The following is a 22,743-nucleotide window of genomic DNA, read 5'->3' as shown; positions in this document are numbered from 1 at the left end:
TAACTCTAATTTTAGAGTTAGCTTATTGTGATAAGCCATGCTTATATTATATATAAATTTCAAATTTTCTACAAATTAAATCAATATATAATTTATACTAAATTACCTCTAGAAAGATTGCTCAGTTCTTCCTATTATCTCATCTTGCAATGTTCTACTTAAGTTGTTAAAGTGATCACTATACCCTGCAACTCTAACTATAAGATCTTTGTAATCTTGAGGGTTCTTTTGAGCTTCTAGAAGTACATTTTTGTCAAATACGTTGAACTGGATATGATGTCCATCCATACTGAAATACGATCTAACTAAGTTAGCCATATTGTCTAGACCTCCATCCCCTACAACTACAGATGGTGCAAATCTTTGGTTAAGCAATGTTCCACCAGTTTTTAAATGGTCCATCTTAGCACATGATTTAATTACTGCTGTAGGCCCATTAGTGTCAGCGCCTTTTTCTGGCGATATACCTTCTGATAGTGGTTTTGCAGAAAGCCTTCCATTTGGACTAGCACCCATAACTTCACCAAAGTATATATGACAAGTTGTTGGAAGCATATCAACTCTGTACTGTCCTCCTGCTACTGTAGGTCTTCCTGTAACTTCATTGTAGTAAGCCATAAAAACTTCTTGCATTACTTCATCTGCATAGTCATCATCATTACCATACTTAGGAGTTTTATTTAACACCATATTTAGTATAGCTTCATAACCTTCAAAGTTTGCATCTATAGCCTTAAGTAATGTATCCATATCAAACTTTTTTTTGTCGTATACATTGTACTTAATAGCTACTAAAGAGTCTGTTATAGTCCCTATACCAACTCCTTGAATGTATCTAGTATTATATCTAGATCCACCTCTTTGGTAGTCTTGAGCTTTTTCTATACAATCATCAACTATTGTAGACATTAACGGAGATGGCATATGTTTTCCGTACAATCTCTCTATTACGGAATTCCCTTCAACTTTTATATCTATTAGATAGTGCATCTGCTTCTTAAATGCGTCAAACAATTCTTCATAAGTTTTGAAATTTCTAGGATCTCCAGTTTTTATACCTATTTGTTTCTTAGATATTGGATCGTATCCATCATTTAATGCGAGCTCTAACATTTTCGGGATATTGAAATATCCTGTAAGTACGTAAGCTTCTTTTCCGTAGCATCCAGTTTCAACACAACCACTTGTCCCGCCAAGTCTAGCATCTTCTATAGTTTTTCCGGCTTCCATAAGCTCTGAGATTATGGCTTCAGTATTGTAGAAAGCAGGTTGACCCCATCCTTTTCTAGATATCTCACAAGCTCTTTTTAAAAATTTTTGAGGAGTCTTTTTACTAATCTGTACATTCGAACTTGGCTGTATAAGCTTCATTTCATCCATTACGTCTAGTATTATATAACTTACTTCATTTACCCCATCTTGCCCCTCTGGATTTACCCCACCAGTGTTTATATTCGCAAAATCTGTGTAAGTACTACTTTCTTTTAGCGTTATACCAACTTTCGGAGGTGCTGGTTGGTTGTTGAATTTAATCCATAAACACTCAAGTAACTCTTGTGCTCTGTCTCTATCTAAAATTCCATCTTCTACATCTTTTTCATAGAAAGGATTTAGGTGCTGATCTAATCTACCTGGTGTGAACGCATCCCAAATATTAAGCTCAGTAGTTACACCTATATGAGTAAACCAGTACATCTGTAGAGCTTGATGATAAGTTTCTGGTTTATGAGCAGGCACTACATCACAAGTCTCAGCTATTAAAAGAAGATCTTTCTTTTTATTTTCATCAGTTTCAATTGCAGCTAGTCTTCTTGCTTCTGCAGCATATCTTTTTCCATAAGCGATCATTGCATCACAAGCTATTCCCATACCTTCTAGATCTGCTTTTTTATCATATGCCTCTGGATCATTTAAGAAATCTAATCTAGCAATCCTGTTTATAACATCTTGCTTTAAATCTAAAAATCCTTTTTTGTATATTGTGTCTCCACATACTGTATGGCCTGGGGCTCTTTGCTCCATAAACTCTGTAAATATACCAGTTTCATAAGCATCCAGCCACTCACTAGTCATAGATTTAAGCATCTTATCTCTTATTTGTCTCTTCTTCCAGAATGGTATTATTTCTTCTTCATGAATTCCTTTTGATTCTGGCGAAACAGAAAAGCTTATAATATCTCTATTGTTCATTACATCTAAATCTTCAGGTGTATGACAACAAAGTTCTGGATATGTAGGGGCTCCATTTGGAGAGTCACCCTTTTCTCCAACAATAAGTTCTCCATCATTTATAGGTAAACTTCTATTTTCCATATAATGTTTAAATGATAAAGCACGCAGTATTGGTGTTTCCACACTTCCTTCATACTTCTTATAAGCTTCTGTCATTAAGATTGCTCTCTCCATAGAGATATGTGGCTCTGCATTGATGCTTTGCTCTCTCAATTTTTTAGTTCTTTCAAATGTACCTCTAGACATATTCTTATCCCCCAATCTTAGTATTAAAATTATTTTGTTCAAACAAATCTTTTATCTCTTCCATTTTTTCGTCGCTTGGCTTTTCAAACTCATCGCCATCATAAGCTTTGTATAACTTCTCATACTTATGCTTTCCTATATTATGATAAGGTAAAAGGCTTACTGCTTTTATATTTAGAGGTTTTAAAAACTCTATCATATTTTTAACCTCTAGATTATCATCATCTACATTTACCCCTACTATTAGAGGTATTCTTATGTTTATATTTGCTTTATTATCACTTAAAAATTTCAGGTTTTTAAGTATTAAATCATTAGACTTACCTGTAAATTTCATGTGTTTTTCATCGTCTATTAACTTAATATCGTATAAAAATAAATCTGTGTATTCTAATATTCTCTCGTAGTTTTGCGTCTTTGCATAACCACAAGTATCTATAGCTATGTGAAAACCTTTGCCCCTGCAAAGTTTTACAACCTCATTTATATAGTCCATATCCTGTGCCATTACCTCTCCACCAGAAAGAGTAACTCCACCGCCAGACTCTTCATAAAACATTCTATCTTTGTACAGCTCATTGACCAGTTCTTTTGGAGTATACTGCTTACCCACCATTTCTCTTGCATTGTTTATACAGTAGTCAAGGCAAGTTTCACACTGCTCGCATTTTTCAAAATCTAGACATACTTTTTCAGTGTCTCTGTATATTGCACCATGTGGGCATATTTTTATACAAGCTTCACACCTAGAGCACTTCTCTTCATTGTACAAAACTTCTTTTGAATACGCCTGACTCTCAGGATTATGACACCATGTACATTTAAGAGGACACCCCTTAAAAAATACTGTGCTTCTTATTCCAGGTCCATCATGTATGCTACATTTTTGTAAATTTATTACAAATGTATCCATAAAATTTACCCCCTAACAGTTGATTACATACTTTCACTATTAAATAACTATATTAATTATTTTTTAACAAACTTCATTATATATATATTACTATATTCGTTATAATTTTGTCTATACTTTTTTAAGTAATATTAAATTTTTAACCTTGATTTTCATGCTCATAAATTTTTCATGCTATTTTATACCTATTTTTATATTTATATTTAATTCATTCATTAATTAAACTTTAAAAACTGTTAATCTTTTATAAAAATTTAGCAAAAAATAAGACTATTGTTAGATATAATATATTCAATTTCACATATATGAATACTTATATCTAATAATAGCCTTAAATCTATTTTATTATAGAGATTAGATTTTATTTTATGTCTAGAATTGTGCGTTTAACTTAACTTCTTTTCCGCCTCTATTTAGTACTATTTCAGCTTTTTTACCTTTTGAATATCCGTAAAGTGTTTTGTTTAAATCATTCATTCCAGTTACTTTAGTGCCGCCAATCTTAACTATTACATCCGCTGCTTTAATTCCTGCTTTATCTGCAGTTGAATCTGCTATTACCTCAGCTACATATACACCATCTTTTGCTTCTAAATCCATTCCTGTAGCCTCTTCATAATTTGTTAAGTCCATTCCTTTTATTCCTAATGTAACTTTTTCGTACTTACCGTTTTCTATAACCTCTTTAACTATACTCTTAGCTGTATTTATTGGAATTGCAAATCCCATACCTTCTCCTTGCGATGCTTTTGCAGTATTTATGCCGATTACCTGACCTTTACTATTAAGAAGTGGACCACCACTGTTACCTGAGTTTATACTTGCATCAGTTTGAAGAAGCCCAGTCATTTTAGCTTGCTCAGTCTCTATACTTCTATCAAGTCCACTTATTATACCTTGAGTAACACTTTTTTGGAATTCGAGTCCAAGTGGATTACCTATTGCTATCGATATATCCCCGACTTTAATCTTATCACTGTCTGCAAATTCAGCAGGTGAAAGACCACTTTTCTCTACTTTTACAATCGCTAAATCCAATTGTGAATCGTACCAAACCACTTTCCCCGATGTATCTGAACCATCGTTAAATAATACGTTTACACTAGTAGCTTTTCCGTCTGAAACAACATGTGAATTTGTTAGGATATATCCTTTAGAGTCTACTATTATTCCTGTACCGACTCCTTTCATTTCAGAAGGGAAAAATCCACCGCTTCTATCTACACTTGTTGTTGTGATACCAACTACTGATGGAGTAGCTTTTTCTGCTACTGCTTGGTATACATTTTCCGATTTCCCAGTGTCATTTACTACAATATCTTGAGATTTTGATGTGCCATCTGTACTAAAAAGAGTATTCTTTAGAACTAATACCGTTGCTGCAGAACTTAATATAGAACAAATGACAGCAACCAAAATGGTTATTTTAATTAATTTGTTTCGAAACATAATATCCTCTCCAATCTATAATATATTCTTACACCATTTCGCCTTATATTTTATAACAAATTTAATAAATTTATGTATAAAAAAATGAAATCATCTAGGTGTTAACTTATGTCTCACTTAGTATGATTTCATTATATTCTTTAAATCTTAATTTAAACTTAACTTATAATCTCTTTTCTAATTTTATTTTGTGTGATTCATATCCCGGTTTGCCCGAAAGTGCAAACATATTATTTTTGTATTCCTCTACTCCAGGCTGATCAAATGGATTTATTCCAAGTAAATAACCACTTATAGCACATGCCTTTTCAAAGAAATACACTAAATATCCAAAATTATACTCGTCCATATTTGGAATATTTATTATTAAATTGGGAACGCCACCATCATTATGTGCAAGAATTGTCCCTTGATACGATTTAAAATTTACAAAATCCAAACTTTTTCCAGCCAAGAAATTAAGCCCGTCCAGGTTCTCTTCAACATAAGGTATTTTTAATTCACGCTTTGTATTTTCAACATTTAAAACAGTTTCAAACATTATTCTTTTACCATCTTGTATATACTGGCCAATTGAGTGTAGATCCGTAGAGTAGTTTACAGATGCAGGGAATAGACCTTTATGATCTTTACCCTCACTTTCACCGAATAATTGCTTCCACCATTCACTTATATAGTGAAGTTGAGGCTCGTAGTTAACTAGCAACTCAACATCTTTACCACTGTTATTTAGTATATTTCTCACTACTGCATATTGATAGCAATCATTCGACTTTATATCTGGAGTTTCAAACTTAACTCTAGCATCGTTTGCTCCCTCCATGATCTTATCTATATCAAATCCAGATGCACAAATAGGTAAAAGTCCTACAGCAGTCAGCACTGAATATCGTCCTCCTACATCATCAGGTATAACAAAGGTTTCGTAGCCTTCATTTTCAGCCATCTTTCTAAGTGCACCTTTTTCTTTGTCAGTAGTCACGTATATTCTATTTTTTGCTTCTTCTTTACCGTATTTATTTTCAACATATTCTCTAAATATTCTAAAGGCCAAAGCAGGTTCAGTTGTGGTTCCTGATTTTGATATAACGTTAATTGAAATGTCTTTTTGATCTATCAAATCTAAGATATCATTGATATAAGTAGAACTTAAGTTATTTCCAACAAAATAAACTTTAGGAGACTTTCTAACATCTTTATCTAGCTCATTACTAAAAGTATGCCCCAACATATTTATAGCTGCTCTGGCACCTAAATAAGACCCCCCTATACCAATTACTAATAATACATCCGAATCTGATTGTATTTTTTTAGAACACTTTTTTATTTTTTCAAATTCAGACTTATCGTAATCTCTAGGGAGATCCATCCATCCTAAATATTCATTTCCTAATCCGTTTTTATTGTGAAGCATAGAGTGTGCATCATCCACACTTTTCTGCATAGAATCTATATCATTTTGTGAAAAAAATCCAATAGCTTTTTTATAATTAAAATTTATCATATTCATAAATAAACCTTTCGTATTTATACTCTATTGAAATTATACCACAGGATTAAGCCATTAACTATATCTTTCCAATTCTCTGAGCAATAACTTGTTGTGCAATATTTACAGCGTGATCAGATACTCTTTCTAAATTTCCTACTACATCTATGTATATAACCCCATTTTCAATACTACATAGATTTTCATTTAATCTTCTCATATGATTTGCCTTACATGATTTTTCTAGCATGTTGACATGTTCTTCTATTCTAAGGACTTTATAAGCAAGCTCAACATCGTCCTTCTTTATCGACTCAATTGCATAATTGTATCCAGTTATAACTTTGCTGTACATCTCTTCTAGCTCTTTTCTTCCCTCTTCAGAGAATACTATTTTAGAATCGACAGCTTCTTGAGACAGTTCCGCTATATTGTTAGCGTGATCTCCAATTCTCTCTATATCATTAACTGTATTAAATAAAGTATCTACAGTCTCTCTATCGTCGTCATCTAATGACGCCTTCGAAAGATCCAGTAGATAATTTAATATTTGTTTTTGCAAATCATTTATAAGACCCTCACGCCTGTAAGATCTATCTATATCCTCTTGAGATAATTCAAGTAATCCTCCCATAGCCGCATTCAAACTTTCCCTTGCTTTTTCACTCATCCTAACAGTTTCTTTAACTGTATTTCCGAGAGCTATTGTTGGAGTCTCTATCATTCTACTATCTATATACTTAACTATTCTAGCTTCATCCTCATCTTCATCGCCCTCTTTATCTGGTACCAACTTCATAGCTAGTTTGATTATAAGACTATTAAATGGCATCAACACTATAACAGATAAAATATTAAACAGCGTATGAGTATTTGCTATTTGTCTAGCCACATTTCCTGGGTCCCAAGATGTAACTAAAGCCACAACTGGTTTGTTAAGCAACAACAAGAATATAGCAGTACCGAGGATATTAAAAATCAAGTGCATAACTGCAGCTCGCTTTGCATTCTTATTTGTACCAATACTCGATAGCAGTGAAGTTACACAAGTACCTATATTTTGGCCGTACAGTATAGGCAATGCAGCTCCAAGCGGTATAATCCCTTCTGAAGCAAGTGCAACCAACATACCCATTGATGCACTTGAACTCTGTACTATCGCGGTAATCGCAAATCCAAGCAATAAACCAAGTATCGGTTTATTGCCAAAAGTAACCAGTAAATCCGTAAATCCCTTATAATCTCTTAAAGGCTCGACAGCACCTTTCATAAACTCCATACCTGTAAATAATATACCAAAACCGATTAAAACCTCAGCAAGGTTTTTGACCTTTGCACTATGAGCAAATAAATATATAATGATACCTATTCCTAAGGCAATTGGAGCCATACCATCTAGGTTAAAAGATACTAATTGGGCGGTTACAGTTGTCCCAATATTAGCACCCATTATAACGCCGATAGCCTGCTTTAATGTCATAATTCCCGCGTTAACAAACCCTACAACCATTACAGTAGTAGCACTTGAACTTTGGATAATCGCAGTAACTCCTGTACCAACTAAAATACCCATAATCAGATTACTTGTAAGTAATTCAATTATTTTTTTTAATTTCGTCCCTGCAGATTTTTGAAGCCCATCTCCCATTAAATTCATTCCATAGAGAAATAGACCCAATCCTCCCATCAAATTGATTGTAATTTCCAATGTATTTCCTCCCCTTAAGAGTTTTCAGAACCTTTTTACACCTCTTGTATTTTACCAAATTTCGAGTTTTGTAGTGTTAAATGTATGTTAAAAATTATAATTGCATTAAGTTTTTGTTAAATCTTGGCTAAACTTTTTTTACTTGCAAACCTTTTTTCTAACCTACCCACTCCATGACGATTCATATCTATTTTAATATTTCATTTGAAAATTTATTTTTTATGCTTGAAGTCATTTAATTGTTTTTTATATTATTATTTTTCTAGTTGTTTTCATAATATATTTGGTTTTGTTTTATATAACTGATCTCGTTTTTTATTTTAAATTCATATCTGATTTTGATTTCGTTTTTTATTTTGTTTTTATTATTTTTATATCTGATTCTGATTTTGTTTTTATATGATTTAGTTTTTTGGGATTTTTTATATGATTAGTTTGTAATTTTGATTATGATTAGATATTTTGATTTATTATGTATTTTTTTATTATATCCTAAATTAATTAAAAAGGATATCTTAAGTGAATACTAATCACTTTAAGATATCCTTTTTATTTATTCATTACATTGTATTATTTTTTCGAATAAATTAATTCTATATTTTCTTTGTTTAGATCCGCTATTAAAACTTCTTCAACTATAAATTTATTTAATTTATCTTCGAAGTCATTTTGGCTATTGTATTCGCCATAGTTTTCTACTATAGCTAAAGCTTGGGTTGTTATCCCTAGCCTCTCAACTAAAGAGTCTTCTACTTCCATAATGACAACTTTAACATCGCACACGAAGTTTTCTTTGTCTCCAATATTTATTTCGTCGTCAAATTTATATATAGAAAATTCTACTTGGTTTTTGTATGGAGTTATGTTTTCTATGCCAATTAGATCCATTTCTAACTCCCTTGTGTTATAAGACCTTTTATGATCTTCATATTGTTGAATACTTTTTCGATAAAGTTTTCAGCTTCTTCATTGTCTAATAGCTCTATTTCTAAAGATTCATCATCTAAAATGTCTTTTTCTTCACAGTATTTCTTTGCCATTTCAATTAACTGTTCTCTTTTGTCTTTTGATAAATTGTACTCTTTATAATCTACAATTATATACTGTCTTGTATCTAGGTGCCCACTATTGTTGTACCCTATTTCTATGTGGTATATAAGTGCATGCACTTCATCTCCTACACAGATAGGTACAGCTGGATTGGATTTTATAAAGTTAGTTGACACTGTAATTTCTTTGCCTAGACTAAGATTCATTCTTTAATACCTCTTTCTAAAACATTGTATCATCACAAATAGTTTTATATCTTACATATTTTTATATATTTTTAAACTTCTTTATTATGCGTTTTTAATTTCTTTGTATCTCTTACCTAATGTACTAGCACTTGTATCGTACTTTTTAGCTACTTCAGCTTGAGTCGCAGTTTCACCATTTTCTTTCTTGATGTGGTATTCAACCGCTGCTGCCCAGCTGTTTTCTGATCCCTTTATTTTATCCATATTATTATTTTTGTATTCAGCCCAGAAATCTACGCATTTAGCAGAAATTTCGTCGTCCGAATTTTGTTTTATAAGATCAGTAACTTTACAATCCGCTTGAGATGGCTCTTTTATTTCAGAAGCATCTTCATTCTTAGTTACAGCAACTTCATCAACTAAGTCTTTCTCTCTCTCTGCTTTTAAATAATCAGCGACTCTCTTATCAAGTAACTGTTGAATGTATTTGTAAAGTATATGTGTGTGATAGATCAAGAAAGTTTTCTTATCTTTGTATACACTCTCATATTGATTATGTAAATTGTTAATATCATTAACGATAAGATCCTTAACTTCATCAGATATACTAAGTGTTATATCTATAAGTAGACTTGTATCTCCAACATGTATAGGTCTAGCGATAATTGCGCTTCCTACTTTAAATTCCTTTAATAAATTTACATCAGCTGTAGTTACTTCATCACCTGTTAAACAATCTTTCAATTTAACCTTTCCAGATGACATGTCCATTATCTCGTAAACGCTTAAATACGATTCAAATAAGCTTTTTAATATGTCTATATCTACTTGTGTCAATGTGTTTTTATTTTCTTCAAAGAAATCTACTGTAATCACTTTATTTACATTATTCATTTCCATTATGTGATCTTGAATAAAGTAAGTATTGAAAAATACCTCGAATTTCGAGTTAATTTCTTCATCATCCATAATAAAGAAAGCTTCTTTTGCCTTCTCTAATTCATCTTTAAACTTATCCTGCTTTGAATAATTGTAAAGTCTTGTATATAAATCAGTATATTCTTTTTGTGAAAGCCCAACTTTTCTCGCAGCTCTCTCTGAAATTAGGTCTTTATTCATACAACATTTTTTATATTTTTTGCCGCTGCCACATGGACATAGCTCATTTCTTCCCAACAATGTGACTTTCACTCCCCCATCAATAAATTAAAAGTACAATTCGTAATTATACCACATATTTTCATGGATATGTTAAATTTCAACGTTTTTCTAAGTTTTTTTAGCAAAGTGTCAGTTATTTGTCTTTTGACACCACTTATCCACAATTACCACTTACGATTTTACCATATTTAGATATTTTTTAAAACCTGTATTTATTAAATAAAAATGCCAATAACTTGCTAGGTTTTTTCTCAAATTTAGCTTCACGCACCTAATTAACTTCTTTCTTTGTATTAATTTGTCCTCTTGTATAGCTCCTATAGCTAGTAATTTTTTTAATGTAATATATGATTTTGTAATATTTATATATTATATTATCTTGGTTTTTTAAGAAATTAAAAAGGGTAGCAATTAAGCTACCCTTTTACGCATTATAGAAAATGACTCTTCAACTAAAACTAGAACTCTCTCTTTTTCAACATGTAAAACACTCTAGAATCCTTATCCTTACCATAAAAATTTCTATTTAGGATAGAACTGTTCTGTATCGACAAATACTGCAATATCATCTCCACCATAGAGCACTTTTATTGTAAAACTACCAACCTTGCTCTGTGGAACTGGGACTGTGTTTAAATATCCTTTTTCTTTTAAAGTCTCCACGCTTATATTTTCAGCAATGCTCTTATCATCACTTATTGCAATACTTGTTGCGGTTGCAATATTAGCTGCATTTGTATAGTCTGCATTTAACTTTGCGTTATCCTGAACTTTCCCGTATTTCACAAGTGCGATACTCGAAAGGATCCCTAGTATAGTTATAACAATTACCATCTCAACAAGTGTAAACCCTTTTTTCTTTCTATCTTTTAATCTAAATAACTTCTTATTTTTTATTTTTATCCCCAATACACGCTAACCTTTCTCAAATAATTTTTTACTGTTACTGTATTTATCACACTATAATTTTTTATTTTGTATAGATTCTATGCGTAACTTTATTTCACTAACTATACTGAAGATATTATTTCAAACATAGGTGTTACCATTGCTATTATTGAAGAACCTATAATCGCTCCTAAAATTATTATAATTACCGGTTCTAAAAGCTTTATCATTTGCTCTATCTTTATATTGAGTTCATTTTCATAAAATTTGTTAGCTGTTTCTAAACTTTCTTCAAGTTTTCCGCTCTCTTCACCTGCCTTTACCATAGATATAAAAAGTTCTGGGAAAAACTTAACCTTCTCAAGTGAAATTCCTATTGAATTTCCCTTTTTTATGTAGTTGTTAGCACTTGATATATCTTTATACACATGTTCGTTATCTACAACATGGGCAGAAATATCTATCGCTTCAATTATTTGAACTCCACTGCTTATAAGTATCTTCAATGAGCTCGAAAATCTCGTAGTTATTATCAATTCGTTCAACATCTTAGTAACAGGTAATTTTAGTTTTACTTTATCGATATAATTCTTAAACCATTTGTTATAGACAATAAAGTAGTACCATAAGATCAATACTGCTATAAATATTAAAGACAATATTGTTAGGTTACTTCTTAAAAAGTTCGATGTAAATATTAGTATTTTTGACAAAAGTGGTGGCTCTATCGCATTACTTGAAAAAATGATTTGAAAATTTGGAATGATGAATAACAAGATAAATACCATAGATGTAAATGATAAAGTAATTAAAATTATTGGATATATCATTATTGTAATTATCTTAGACCTAAGCTTGTACTCCTTATCGAAGTAATTTGATAAAGATTCCATCACTCGATCTAAGTAACCACTCACCTCTCCTGCAGAGACTGTATTTATAAAAAAACTTGAAAATGATTCTGTACTTTGAAATGCTTGTGTTAAAGTCTTTCCACGCTGGATTTGATCAGAAATATGTGCAAGGGCGTCCTTTGCAGTTTTACTAGAATGTTCTTTAACTATATTTAGGAGTTTTATTATCTCACAACCTGATTCCAGTAAAATAGCTATTTCCCTACACATAACTCTAAGTTCTTTGGGTTTTATATGCTTTGAGTTTGAAAAATTATTATTATTATTATTTTTATTTATCTTTAATATATATTTATTTAAATTAGGAGTATAATCATACAATTTCTTCAATAGATATACACTCCTCTAAAGTCGTAATCTTTTTTTCTATTAATCTTCTACAACAGTCATTAAATGTAATCATTCCACTGCTTATAGCTATATTTTTTATATAATTTATATCTGGAGATTCCTTTATACATGTTTTTATATCGTCATCTACATTTAAAACTTCATAAATCGCAGTTCTACCTAAATATCCGATATCGTTACATTTCTTGCACCCTACTGCGACTTTAGTTTTTATTTCTTCGTATAAGTTATCCTTTATAGATATCTCATGGCTACAATCACCGCATACTTTTCTAACTAGCTTTTGAGACAAAACTCCTATTATGGAAGCGCTTAATAAATATGGTTCAATCCCCATCTCTAGAAGTCTCGTTATAGCTGACACTGCATCATTCGTGTGAAGTGTACTTATTACTAGGTGGCCTGTTATAGCCGCTCTTATCGCTATTTTAGCCGTTTCTAGATCCCTGATCTCCCCTACCATAATTACATCTGGATCTTGTCTTAATATACCTCTAAGTCCATTTTCAAAGTTTAGACCTATTTTTGGATTTATTTGAATCTGATTTATCCCATCCATCTTGTACTCAACTGGATTTTCTATTGTCATTATATTCTTACTTGTGTCTCTTAAGTCATCTAGTAGAGAATATACTGTTGTCGTCTTCCCACTGCCAGTAGGGCCTGTCACGAGAATAAGTCCTGACTTTTTACCGATCATTCCCTCTATTAGATCAATTGATTTTTTAGAAAATCCTAGCTCCTTTTTACTTTTTAAAAATGAATCTCTATTTAAAATTCTGAGTACTATCTTTTCCCCAAATATCGTAGGCATTGTGGATACTCTAATATCTATAACCTTCCTTTTTACTTTAATATCTACTCTTCCATCTTGAGGTAGCCTTCTTTCAGTTATATCCATACCAGCGCTCAGCTTTATAATGGTACTCAGTGCTGAGTAATCGCCAATTTCTACGCCTGATCTTTTTATAATCTCTCCATCTACCCTCATTCTAACAACAGTCTTTTCTTCAAAAGGTTCAATATGTATATCACTCGCATTTAATTCAACAGCTATCGTTAAAAGATCATAAAATAATCTCTTTATAACATTGTTGTCATCAGCATTTATATTTATGTACGAATTTAAATCATTTGTATCCGATACATTATTTAAGTAATTTCCTTCATCGTTTAATAAAAGTTGTGGTGCCACGCTCTTTTCTATTTTACTCACCCTCTATATATTTTAAATTATTAGGTAAATTTGTCTTTTTCATATGAATTTTCTTATCAAATTTTATATTTATTTTTATAGGATTTTTTAACTGAATTCTATTTAGATAATCACTTCCCTGTTCCATATAACTTGATAATTTTTTATGATCTCCTATTGCTTTTATTACATAAGGTTGTGCAACAGGAGTTCCGTTTATATTTATATGACTACCAGCAAGTGCTATTTCTGAATACTGATTAATCCTCTGGTCATTTATAGAAACAAAATCTGCACCCTCAGACTTCAGCTCATTTACAATATTTAAAAGAATCCTGTTGTAGTCGACTAAATTAGAAAGATTTCCTTCCTTTTCATCTATTGCATCAACAGTCATTATTATCCCTGATCCTTCTAATTCTGTATAAGAAAGATTTTCTTCTAGAGAATTTATGTCTTTGGCTTCATCTGAACTTTTGAAATTTTTGCTTAACTCTTCTACTTGATCATCTAGCTTTCCTTTTTCTTCTTGAAGAGCTTTTACAGACTTTTTCTTTTCTTTGATTTGTGATTTTACTACTTTATCTTTGTTTCCATAAACAGCGTTATCGCTAGCAGTGTCCTTTATCATACTTCCGATAAATATACCTAATATTGCACTCGTTAATATTATAAACATATATACTTTTTTCATACTGATTAGCTCCCTACAAATTAATTCAAAATCTTTGAGTTTTCTCTACTATAATATCATATAAAATAAGTAGTAGGTGGGTTAATATTTAAATAGAAAGAGCAAGTTCATGGTTGTGAACTTGCTCTTTGGTATCTATTTTTTATAGCGATTTATTTTTTTAATTATTTCTTCTCTCAACTCACTAACTTTATCGAAATCCATGTTAGGTACATAGTAGCCCTCCATGATATCGTGATTTGCTTTTGCTCTCTTTAAACTTGATATTGCAAGATTCAATAGATCATCTAATGCTTTTTCATCAGTTTTTAAATCTTCTTCGTATTTTAATAATTTCTTTTTATCTAGGTATTCGTTAAAGTCTATTGTCCTTCTTTCGCTAAATAGATTGCTTACTGTGAATCCTATGTTTAGATTTTCTATATACACGCTTTCTACTTTTTCAGGTATCAATGGATAGTGGTATAATTCTACTTTCATCCCCTTAAGTTCAGCTCTATCTGCTATTCTTTTTATAAATGTAGATTTTCCTGTTCCTATTTCTCCTGATAGGTAATATATTTCTGCGTCTTCAGGAAAAATATTGCCTGTTTGATCTACACATCCGACTGGAGTTATAGCTGATCCAAATAAATGTACTTTTTTTCTATATACTCCTGTGTTCTTTATATCTTTAAATAGTTCGTCTATAAATTTCTCAGTCATCTTATTTAATTTTGCTCTATTCAAACAAGAAGAGTTCTTATCTTGTATTCCTATATATATAGGTTCTGCTGCTGCTAGGTACTTATACGCTCTTTTGAAGCAATCACTTATGTCGATATCCGTTTCTATTATTTTATTTTTATTCTTTTCAAGTTCTGCTGTGTTTAGAAAATCACCTAAGTTTACTATTTCATCTTCTGCCCCTGGAAGTTTAGGGTCTACTATATGTGGAGACGTCCCATCCAATAAAAGTACTCCTAATTCTTTGATTACTAGTGCATCAAGTGAGTTTGGGTCTGATGGGCAGTGAAACAATTCTATATCGTATCCCTTGGAATTGTATTCTTTTGCTAATTTTTTCATTAAGGAAGATTTTCCTACTCCTGGTCCTCCTTTTAAACAGAATATTCTATTTACGTTTTCAGGAACTATATAGTTAAAAAATGAATACGATCCTTTTGAAGTGTTACCACCAGGAAATGCTCTTTTAATTTTGCCTTTCATTGACAATCCCCTCCTAAAAAATATTTTTCACTCTTCTAAGCATATTACTAAAATTCTTAATTTATTACTCCAGTTAACATATTCATCACACTTATTAATAGTATTATCATTTTATTGTATATAACTTATATTTAGTAAAAATAATCTTTATAATAAAATAAAAAGGATCAACTATTGTGATAAATCTACATTTTAGTATTATGTAGTAATCAAAATAGCTAATCCTTTTTTATTTTAATCTAGTGTTATTTCGTAGCCATGCTCATTATACTGAGCTATTATTTCGTTCCACAGCTCTTCAACTCCAGTTTTCTTCAATGATGAAACTGGTATTACTTTTTCTTCTGCTGCCATCTGCAGTTTTCTTCTAATTATACTTATATGCTTTTGGTATTGCCCTCTTGAAATCTTATCTGATTTTGTGGCTACTACAGCACAGTTGTATCCGTAGTGCTTTAACCATTCGTACATAAGTTTATCGTCTTCAGTTGGCTCATGTCTTATATCTACAAGTAAAAATATAGAGCAAAGTACATCTCTATCTTCTAGATATCTTTCCATGATACCTCCCCATTTTTGCTTTTCACTTTTAGCTACTCTTGCATATCCATATCCAGGTAAGTCTACAAAATAAAACTCTTCATTTATCAAATAAAAGTTAATCGTTCTAGTTTTACCTGGAGTTTGACTTGTTCTAGCAAAGTTTCTTCTATTTAAAAGTGTATTTACAATAGAAGACTTTCCTACATTAGATCTACCAACAAGGGCTATCTCTGGGATACCCTCTGGTGGATACTGTGATTTATTTACTGCACTCATTGTTATTTCTGTGCTTCTAATTTTCATCTTTTACACCACTTTTCATTAAAGCTTGTTCTAACACTTCTTCCATATGATCTACTAAAACGAATTCCATTTTTTCTTTTACATTTTCAGGAATTTCTTCTAAGTCAGACTCGCAATCTTTTGGTAGTAGTACTTTTGTAATCCCAGCTCTATGTGCTGCTAGAAGTTTTTCTTTAACTCCACCTACTGCAAGAACTCTACCACGAAGAGTTATTTCTCCAGTCATAGCTATATTTCCTGGTACTGCTCTCTTTGTAAGAGCTGAAGTAACTGCTAGAGCCATTGTTATACCTGCTGACGGTCCATCTTTTGGTACTGCTCCTTCTGGTATATGGATGTGTATGTCGTTTTCCTTATAGAAATCTGGATTTATATCGTACTTATCAGCTATTGATCTTATATACGATATTGCTGTTCTCGCAGATTCTTTCATAACATCTCCAAGTTTACCAGTCAACACAATTTGACCTTTTCCTTTTACTACGTTTACTTCTACTTCTAGTGTAACTCCACCTACTTCTGTCCATGCAAGACCGTTTACTAAACCTACATGAGCTTCTTTGTCCGCTAACTGATATCTGAATATATCTTTTCCTAAATATTCTTCTACGTTTTCTTTTGTTATTTCAACGCCTTCTAGCTTTGGATCTTCTACAAACTTCTTAGCAACTTTTCTACATATTTTACCTATAGTTCTCTCTAATGTTCTAACCCCAGCTTCTCTCGTATAGTGATTTATTACCTCTCTTATAGCCCCTTCATCCATCTTGATAAAGTCTTCTTTAAGAGCATGCTCCTTAATTTGTTTCGGAATTAAATATTTTCTAGCTATATTAACTTTTTCTTCTTCAATATATCCAGAAACTTCTATTATTTCCATTCTATCAAGCAGTGGTCTAGGTATATTGCTAAGACTATTTGCTGTAGTTATAAAAAGTATTTTAGATAAATCAAAAGGTATTTCTAGATAATGATCTACGAAATCTTTGTTTTGTTCTGGGTCTAGCACCTCTAGCATCGCAGATGCCGGGTCTCCTTTGTAGTCTGCAGCCATTTTATCTATCTCGTCTAATAAGAACACTGGATTTTTAGTTTGAGCCTCTTTAACGCCGTTTATAATTCTTCCTGGTATAGAACCTACATAAGTTCTTCTGTGACCTCTTATTTCTGCTTCATCTCTAACTCCACCAAGTGAAAGTCTTACAAAACTCTTGTTAAGTGATCTAGATATTGATTTTACTATAGATGTCTTACCAACTCCTGGAGGTCCAACTAGACAAATTATAGGGCCTTTGTGAGTTTTAGATAGTTTTCTAACAGCTAAGTACTCAAGTATTCTTTCTTTAACTTTTTCAAGTCCATAGTGATCTTCATCTAGTATCTCTTTAGCTTTAATGATATCTAACTTGTCCTTTGTCTCTTTGTTCCAAGGAAGCGAGAATATTGTATCTAAATAGTTTCTACTCACTGATATATCCGGTGACATAGGTGAAATCTTAGAGAATTTATCTATCTCTTTACTTATCTTTTCTCTAGTCGCCTTAGGAACTTTAAGCTTGCTTAGTTTCTCCCTGTACTCTTCAGCCTCTGAGTTTATATCTTCTTCTTCACCTAGTTCTTTTTGAATAGCTCTAAGTTGTTCTCTTAGATAGTACTCTTTTTGAACTTTGTTCATTTGTTTTTTAACTCTTAAAGTTATTTTTTTCTCAATTTTTAATATATCAATTTCTTCTAACAATATTGAATATATTAATTCTAGTCTTTTTTTAATATCGAATTCTTCTAAGATTTGTTGCTTTTGGTTTGGCTTCAAATAAATATTAGATGCTATTGTATCGATATATCTATCTACATCATCTATATCAGCAAGTGATATAAGTATCTCTGGTGATACTCTGTTTCCGATATTAATGTACTCTTCAAAAGAATCAAATACATTTCTTACAAAAGCTTCTATCTCTGCTTCTGTCTCAGCGTCTTCATCTTTTTTGTCGTAAATTATTTCTTCAATTACTGCCTTGTAGTATCCTTCATCTTGATTTAATTCTTTTACTTTCCCTCTAGACACACCCTCAACCAATACTCTCACTGTATCTCCAGGAAGTCTTATCATCTGTTTTACTTTACAAATAGTACCTACATGATAGAAATCCTCATCAGTTGGTTCATCTATATCCGACTCTTTTTGAGATGTCAAAAAGATTAGATCTTCATCCCCTAACATAGCTTCATCAAGGGCTTTAAGAGAGAGTTCTCTGCCTATATCGAAATTTAAAATCATATATGGGAATATTGATAATCCTCTAAGAGGAATCAATGGCAATTCGTGTTCTACCTTAGTATAATTTTCTTCCATATCATATCTCCTTTACTTATACTTTTAGTGTCGCTTGTTATATTATATATTTACGATAACTAATTTTCAACATAATAGCTGTCATTTAATAATATTTTAATATCTACTTCTTATGATATAATATAGTGGTACTACAAACTTTACATTATGGAGGCTTGCATTATGTTTAAACTATTTTTAACTTTCTTAAAGATAGGAGCTTTTACTTTTGGCGGTGGTTATGCCATGGTTCCTCTTATCCAAGATGAGCTTGTTACAAAACAAGACCTTCTCACAGAAGAAGAATTTCTAGACTATCTATCTATAGCTCAAAGCTATCCGGGTGTATTAGCTATTAATATATCAGTTTTACTTGGTTATAGATTATATAAAATACCTGGAGTACTAGTATGTGCTCTCGGCTCAGCTCTTCCATCATTTTTTATTGTACTGACAGTTTCGTATTTGTACTTTAAAAATTCATCTTCTAAAATTTTAGATGGCTTCTTTATGGGAGTTGCACCAGTGGTTATAGCTCTTATACTCCACTCATTTGCTAGTCTTTTTGAAAAACTACCAAAGACTAAAGTAAATATAATTATTTTGGTGATTACATTTGTTTGTGTCGCCGCATTTAATATTAGCCCTGTTTATTTAATCATCGGAGGGGGAGTGTATAGCTTATGTCAAAAATAATATTACTTTTTTTATTATTCTTCAAAATAGGTGCCTTTAGTTTTGGTGGAGGTTATGCTATGCTTCCATTTATACAACAGGAGTTTATAACGAAAAACCACCTTATTACTAGTCAAGAATTCCTAGATTTGCTAGCTATATCACAGTCAACTCCTGGTCCTGTAGCTATCAACAGCGCTACATTTGTAGGCTTTAAGACAGCAGGCGTATTAGGCTCATTGGCAGCTACAATAGGTGTATCTTTATTTGCAATAATCGGACTTACAATTATTTCACGACTATTTGACAAATTTAAAGATAATAAAAAAATTGAAAATTTACTTATTGTGCTTAGACCTATCACAATAGGTTTTATCCTTGCAGCAGCATTTTCTTCTGGTAAGGATGTTCCATGGAATTTATACGCTATTGTAGCTTTTATAACTTCGTACTATATACTACATAAGAAGAAAATCGGATCAATAGCAATAATTTTCATATACGGCGCAATAGGAATAGCTCTCACATTTATAATGTAATAAATTACTATAAAGATTTATTACATTATAAATAGCACATATGTGATATTTATAATCTAAAAAATAAATAACTTTTTGATTAAATTATAAAAAAGGAGCTTAATAAAGCTCCTTTTTTATATGCTATGCACTCTCTTCTTGATCTTTAAGTACAATTTCAGGCTCGACATCAGAATCTTTAACAGACTCTTCTGTAACTATAACCTTCTTAATATTTTCTCTTGATGGTACCTCAAACATAGTTTCCATCATGATCTCTTCGACAATACTTCTAAGACCCCTTGCACCTGTATTTCTCTCTATAGCCTTTTTAGCAATAGCTTTTAGCGCGGCGTCTTCGAACTCTAGCTCAGCGTCGTCAAGTTCAAATAATTTTTTGTACTGTTTAACAAGAGCATTTTTTGGCTCTTGAAGTATACGAACCAACGCACTTTCATCCAGTAATTGTAAAGTTGCTATTACTGGTATTCTTCCTATAAATTCAGGAATTATACCGAATTTAAGCAGGTCTTCTGGAAGAACTTTTGCGTACATCTTACCGATATCCATATCTTTCTTGCTTTCTATCTTAGCTCCAAAACCTAGAGTCTTATCTCCTCCACGTTTTTGGATGATTTTTTCTATGCCATCGAAAGCCCCACCTAATATAAACAGTATATTAGTAGTATCTATCTTTAAAAATTCTTGGTGTGGGTGTTTTCTTCCACCTTGTGGCGGAACATTTGCAACTGTACCTTCTAGTATTTTAAGAAGTGACTGTTGAACACCTTCACCACTAACGTCTCTAGTGATGGATGGGTTTTCAGATTTTCTAGCTATTTTATCTATCTCATCTATATAGATGATTCCCTTTTCTGCTTTTTCAATATCAAAATCCGCTGCTTGAATAAGTTTTAAAAGTATGTTTTCAACATCTTCTCCAACGTATCCAGCTTCTGTTAAAGAAGTTGCATCTGCCATTGCAAAAGGTACATTTAAGGTTTTGGCTAATGTTTGTGCCAGTAGTGTTTTTCCAGAACCAGTTGGACCTAGTAATAGAACATTACTCTTTTGAATCTCAACATCTTTAGAGATAGCTTTTTTCCCGCCTATTCTCTTATAATGATTGTAGACTGCTACTGATAGAGATTTCTTAGCTTTTTCTTGACCAATAACATAGTCGTTTAGTATCTCCATCATCTCTTTTGGCTTTGGTAGAGATATAGAACTATCTTCTATAACATCTTCCATTTCCTCTTGGATAATTTCGTCACAAAGCTCAACACATTCATCACAAATGTAAACATTTGGGCCTGCAATTAATCTTCTCACTTGATCTTGATTTTTACCGCAGAACGAACATTTTAATTGTCGTTTATCTTCGTATTTAGACATATTAACCCTCCCTACGGTCTGTTTTTGTTTGTAATTACTTCGTCAATTAAACCATATTCTTTTGCTTCTTCAGCACTCATAAAATTATCACGCTCAGTATCCATCTTAACTTTTTCAAGTGGTTGACCTGATCTCTCTGATAAAATTGTATTTATTGTTTCTTTAATATTTAATAACCTTTTAGTGTGTATTTCTATATCTGTTGCTTGACCTCTTGTTCCACCAAGTGGTTGATGTATCATAACTTCACTGTTTGGTAAAGCGAATCTCTTTCCTTTTGCTCCTGCTGTAAGTAAAAAAGCTCCCATTGATGCAGCCATTCCTATACAGATTGTGCTTACATCTGGTTTGATATACTGCATAGTATCGTATATAGCCATCCCAGCTGTAACACTTCCTCCTGGAGAATTTATATATAGGTATATATCCTTATCCGGATCGTCCGCCTCTAAGAATAAAAGCTGTGCTACTACAAGTCCAGCTGTAATATCATTTACTTCTTCACCTAAAAATATTATTCTATCTTTTAGTAACCTTGAGTAAATATCGTAAGATCTTTCTCCTCTTCCAGTTTGCTCAACAACTACAGGTACTGATGCCATTTGCATTCCCCCCTTTTTTATTATTTATCAAACTTAGATAGATATACTATGGTCTATTTGCAACAACTTCATCTATTAAACCGTATTCTTTTGCTTCAATCGCACTCATAAAGTTATCGCGTTCTGTATCCATTTTAATTTTTTCTAATGATTGACCAGTTCTCTCAGATAAAATTTTATTAAGAGTTTCTTTAGTTTTAAGTATTCTTTTAGCATGAATTTCTATATCTGTCGCTTGACCTTGAGTTCCACCAAGTGGTTGGTGTATCATGATCTCACTGTTTGGTAAAGCTAATCTCTTTCCTTTTGCTCCTGCTGCAAGCAAGAAAGCTCCCATTGATGCAGCCATTCCTATACATATAGTACTTACATCTGGTTTGATATATTGCATAGTGTCATATATAGCCATTCCAGCTGTAATACTTCCACCTGGAGAATTAATGTATAAATGTATATCTTTATCAGGGTCATCTGCTTCTAGAAATAACATCTGAGCTACTACTAATCCTGAAGTAACATCGTCGACTTGATCGCCAAGAAATATAATTCTATCTTTTAATAATCTTGAGTAGATATCATAAGATCTCTCTCCTCTTCCTGTTTGTTCAACAACTACAGGTACTAATGCCATATGCCATACCCCCTTTTATCTATACAATTTGCAGTGGGCTAGCCACCCACTGCA

20 protein-coding genes are annotated in these 22,743 nt (G+C 31.9%); 2 read left to right on the top strand and 18 right to left on the bottom strand.

Annotated elements, in window-relative coordinates; translation table 11 throughout:
- Positions 1-108 precede the first annotated feature (108 nt).
- The 15 genes from hypD to lon all read right to left on the bottom strand — a co-directional run bounded on the left by hypD (position 109) and on the right by lon (position 18,889).
- Positions 109-2,478, bottom strand: a complete 2,370-nt coding sequence (gene hypD / locus J2Z43_RS06595; RefSeq protein ID WP_209456459.1) for a trans-4-hydroxy-L-proline dehydratase — start codon at positions 2,476-2,478, stop codon at positions 109-111.
- 4 nt (positions 2,479-2,482) lie between these two features.
- Positions 2,483-3,391 carry a trans-4-hydroxy-L-proline dehydratase activase gene (locus J2Z43_RS06590; RefSeq protein WP_209456458.1) on the bottom strand — a complete coding sequence of 303 codons (909 nt, stop codon included), beginning with the start codon at positions 3,389-3,391 and terminating at the stop codon, positions 2,483-2,485.
- 372 nt (positions 3,392-3,763) lie between these two features.
- Positions 3,764-4,843: a serine protease HtrA gene (gene htrA, locus J2Z43_RS06585; RefSeq protein WP_209456776.1), complete on the bottom strand. Its 1,080-nt coding sequence runs from the start codon at positions 4,841-4,843 to the stop codon at positions 3,764-3,766.
- Positions 4,844-5,003: 160 nt separating this feature from the next.
- A complete protein-coding gene (locus J2Z43_RS06580) occupies positions 5,004-6,350 on the bottom strand; it encodes a glucose-6-phosphate isomerase (RefSeq protein WP_209456457.1) in 1,347 nt (448 codons plus the stop codon).
- 58 nt (positions 6,351-6,408) lie between these two features.
- Positions 6,409-8,037: a Na/Pi cotransporter family protein gene (locus J2Z43_RS06575; protein WP_209456456.1), complete on the bottom strand. Its 1,629-nt coding sequence runs from the start codon at positions 8,035-8,037 to the stop codon at positions 6,409-6,411.
- Positions 8,038-8,607: 570 nt separating this feature from the next.
- The gene (locus J2Z43_RS06570) at positions 8,608-8,925 is read right to left on the bottom strand and encodes a hypothetical protein (RefSeq protein ID WP_209456455.1); all 318 of its coding nucleotides are present in this window, start codon (positions 8,923-8,925) and stop codon (positions 8,608-8,610) included.
- A gap of 2 nt (positions 8,926-8,927) precedes the next feature.
- Positions 8,928-9,293 (bottom strand): hypothetical protein, encoded by a 366-nt coding sequence (locus tag J2Z43_RS06565; protein WP_209456454.1) that lies wholly within the window; start codon positions 9,291-9,293, stop codon positions 8,928-8,930.
- An 84-nt stretch (positions 9,294-9,377) separates the two neighbouring features.
- A complete protein-coding gene (locus J2Z43_RS06560) occupies positions 9,378-10,466 on the bottom strand; it encodes an SEC-C domain-containing protein (RefSeq protein WP_327786933.1) in 1,089 nt (362 codons plus the stop codon).
- 492 nt (positions 10,467-10,958) lie between these two features.
- Positions 10,959-11,345 carry a type II secretion system protein gene (locus tag J2Z43_RS06555; RefSeq protein ID WP_234926123.1) on the bottom strand — a complete coding sequence of 129 codons (387 nt, stop codon included), beginning with the start codon at positions 11,343-11,345 and terminating at the stop codon, positions 10,959-10,961.
- A gap of 101 nt (positions 11,346-11,446) precedes the next feature.
- On the bottom strand, positions 11,447-12,568 hold the full coding sequence (locus J2Z43_RS06550) for a type II secretion system F family protein (protein ID WP_209456453.1): 1,122 nt from the start codon (positions 12,566-12,568) through the stop codon (positions 11,447-11,449).
- Complete coding sequence (locus tag J2Z43_RS06545; RefSeq protein WP_209456452.1) at positions 12,552-13,805, bottom strand: GspE/PulE family protein; 1,254 nt, start codon at positions 13,803-13,805, stop codon at positions 12,552-12,554. The genes J2Z43_RS06550 and J2Z43_RS06545 overlap by 17 nt, the downstream gene beginning before the upstream one ends.
- Entirely contained in the window at positions 13,798-14,478 is a 681-nt protein-coding gene (locus J2Z43_RS06540) for a DUF881 domain-containing protein (RefSeq protein ID WP_209456451.1), read from the bottom strand. The genes J2Z43_RS06545 and J2Z43_RS06540 overlap by 8 nt, the downstream gene beginning before the upstream one ends.
- 135 nt (positions 14,479-14,613) lie before the next feature.
- Entirely contained in the window at positions 14,614-15,687 is a 1,074-nt protein-coding gene (locus J2Z43_RS06535; RefSeq protein ID WP_209456450.1) for an ATP-binding protein, read from the bottom strand.
- 234 nt (positions 15,688-15,921) lie between these two features.
- Complete coding sequence (gene yihA / locus J2Z43_RS06530; protein ID WP_027701061.1) at positions 15,922-16,533, bottom strand: ribosome biogenesis GTP-binding protein YihA/YsxC; 612 nt, start codon at positions 16,531-16,533, stop codon at positions 15,922-15,924.
- Entirely contained in the window at positions 16,523-18,889 is a 2,367-nt protein-coding gene (lon, locus tag J2Z43_RS06525) for an endopeptidase La (protein ID WP_209456449.1), read from the bottom strand. The genes yihA and lon overlap by 11 nt, the downstream gene beginning before the upstream one ends.
- A 162-nt stretch (positions 18,890-19,051) precedes the next feature.
- On the opposite strand from lon, the gene J2Z43_RS06520 reads away from it, so the two are divergent.
- The gene (locus tag J2Z43_RS06520; RefSeq protein ID WP_209456448.1) at positions 19,052-19,564 is read left to right on the top strand and encodes a chromate transporter; all 513 of its coding nucleotides are present in this window, start codon (positions 19,052-19,054) and stop codon (positions 19,562-19,564) included.
- Positions 19,552-20,082, top strand: a complete 531-nt coding sequence (locus J2Z43_RS06515; RefSeq protein WP_209456447.1) for a chromate transporter — start codon at positions 19,552-19,554, stop codon at positions 20,080-20,082. Before J2Z43_RS06520 ends, J2Z43_RS06515 begins: the two co-directional genes overlap by 13 nt.
- 123 nt (positions 20,083-20,205) lie before the next feature.
- Here the strand turns inward: J2Z43_RS06515 and clpX are convergent, their stop codons facing one another.
- From clpX to clpP (J2Z43_RS06500), 3 genes are read right to left on the bottom strand one after another with little or no spacing between them, the layout of a single operon-like run.
- Positions 20,206-21,456: an ATP-dependent Clp protease ATP-binding subunit ClpX gene (clpX, locus tag J2Z43_RS06510; protein ID WP_027701057.1), complete on the bottom strand. Its 1,251-nt coding sequence runs from the start codon at positions 21,454-21,456 to the stop codon at positions 20,206-20,208.
- An 11-nt stretch (positions 21,457-21,467) separates the two neighbouring features.
- On the bottom strand, positions 21,468-22,058 hold the full coding sequence (clpP, locus tag J2Z43_RS06505) for an ATP-dependent Clp endopeptidase proteolytic subunit ClpP (RefSeq protein ID WP_024622090.1): 591 nt from the start codon (positions 22,056-22,058) through the stop codon (positions 21,468-21,470).
- A 46-nt stretch (positions 22,059-22,104) separates the two neighbouring features.
- The gene (gene clpP, locus J2Z43_RS06500; protein WP_209456446.1) at positions 22,105-22,689 is read right to left on the bottom strand and encodes an ATP-dependent Clp endopeptidase proteolytic subunit ClpP; all 585 of its coding nucleotides are present in this window, start codon (positions 22,687-22,689) and stop codon (positions 22,105-22,107) included.
- Between the last annotated feature and the right edge of the window lie 54 nt (positions 22,690-22,743).

Origin of the sequence: Metaclostridioides mangenotii (assembly GCF_017873185.1) — a bacterium.
GTDB lineage: Bacteria > Bacillota > Clostridia > Peptostreptococcales > Peptostreptococcaceae > Metaclostridioides > Metaclostridioides mangenotii.
The sequence above is the reverse complement of the archived record's forward strand: the minus strand, read 5'-3'. Positions and strand labels throughout refer to the sequence as shown.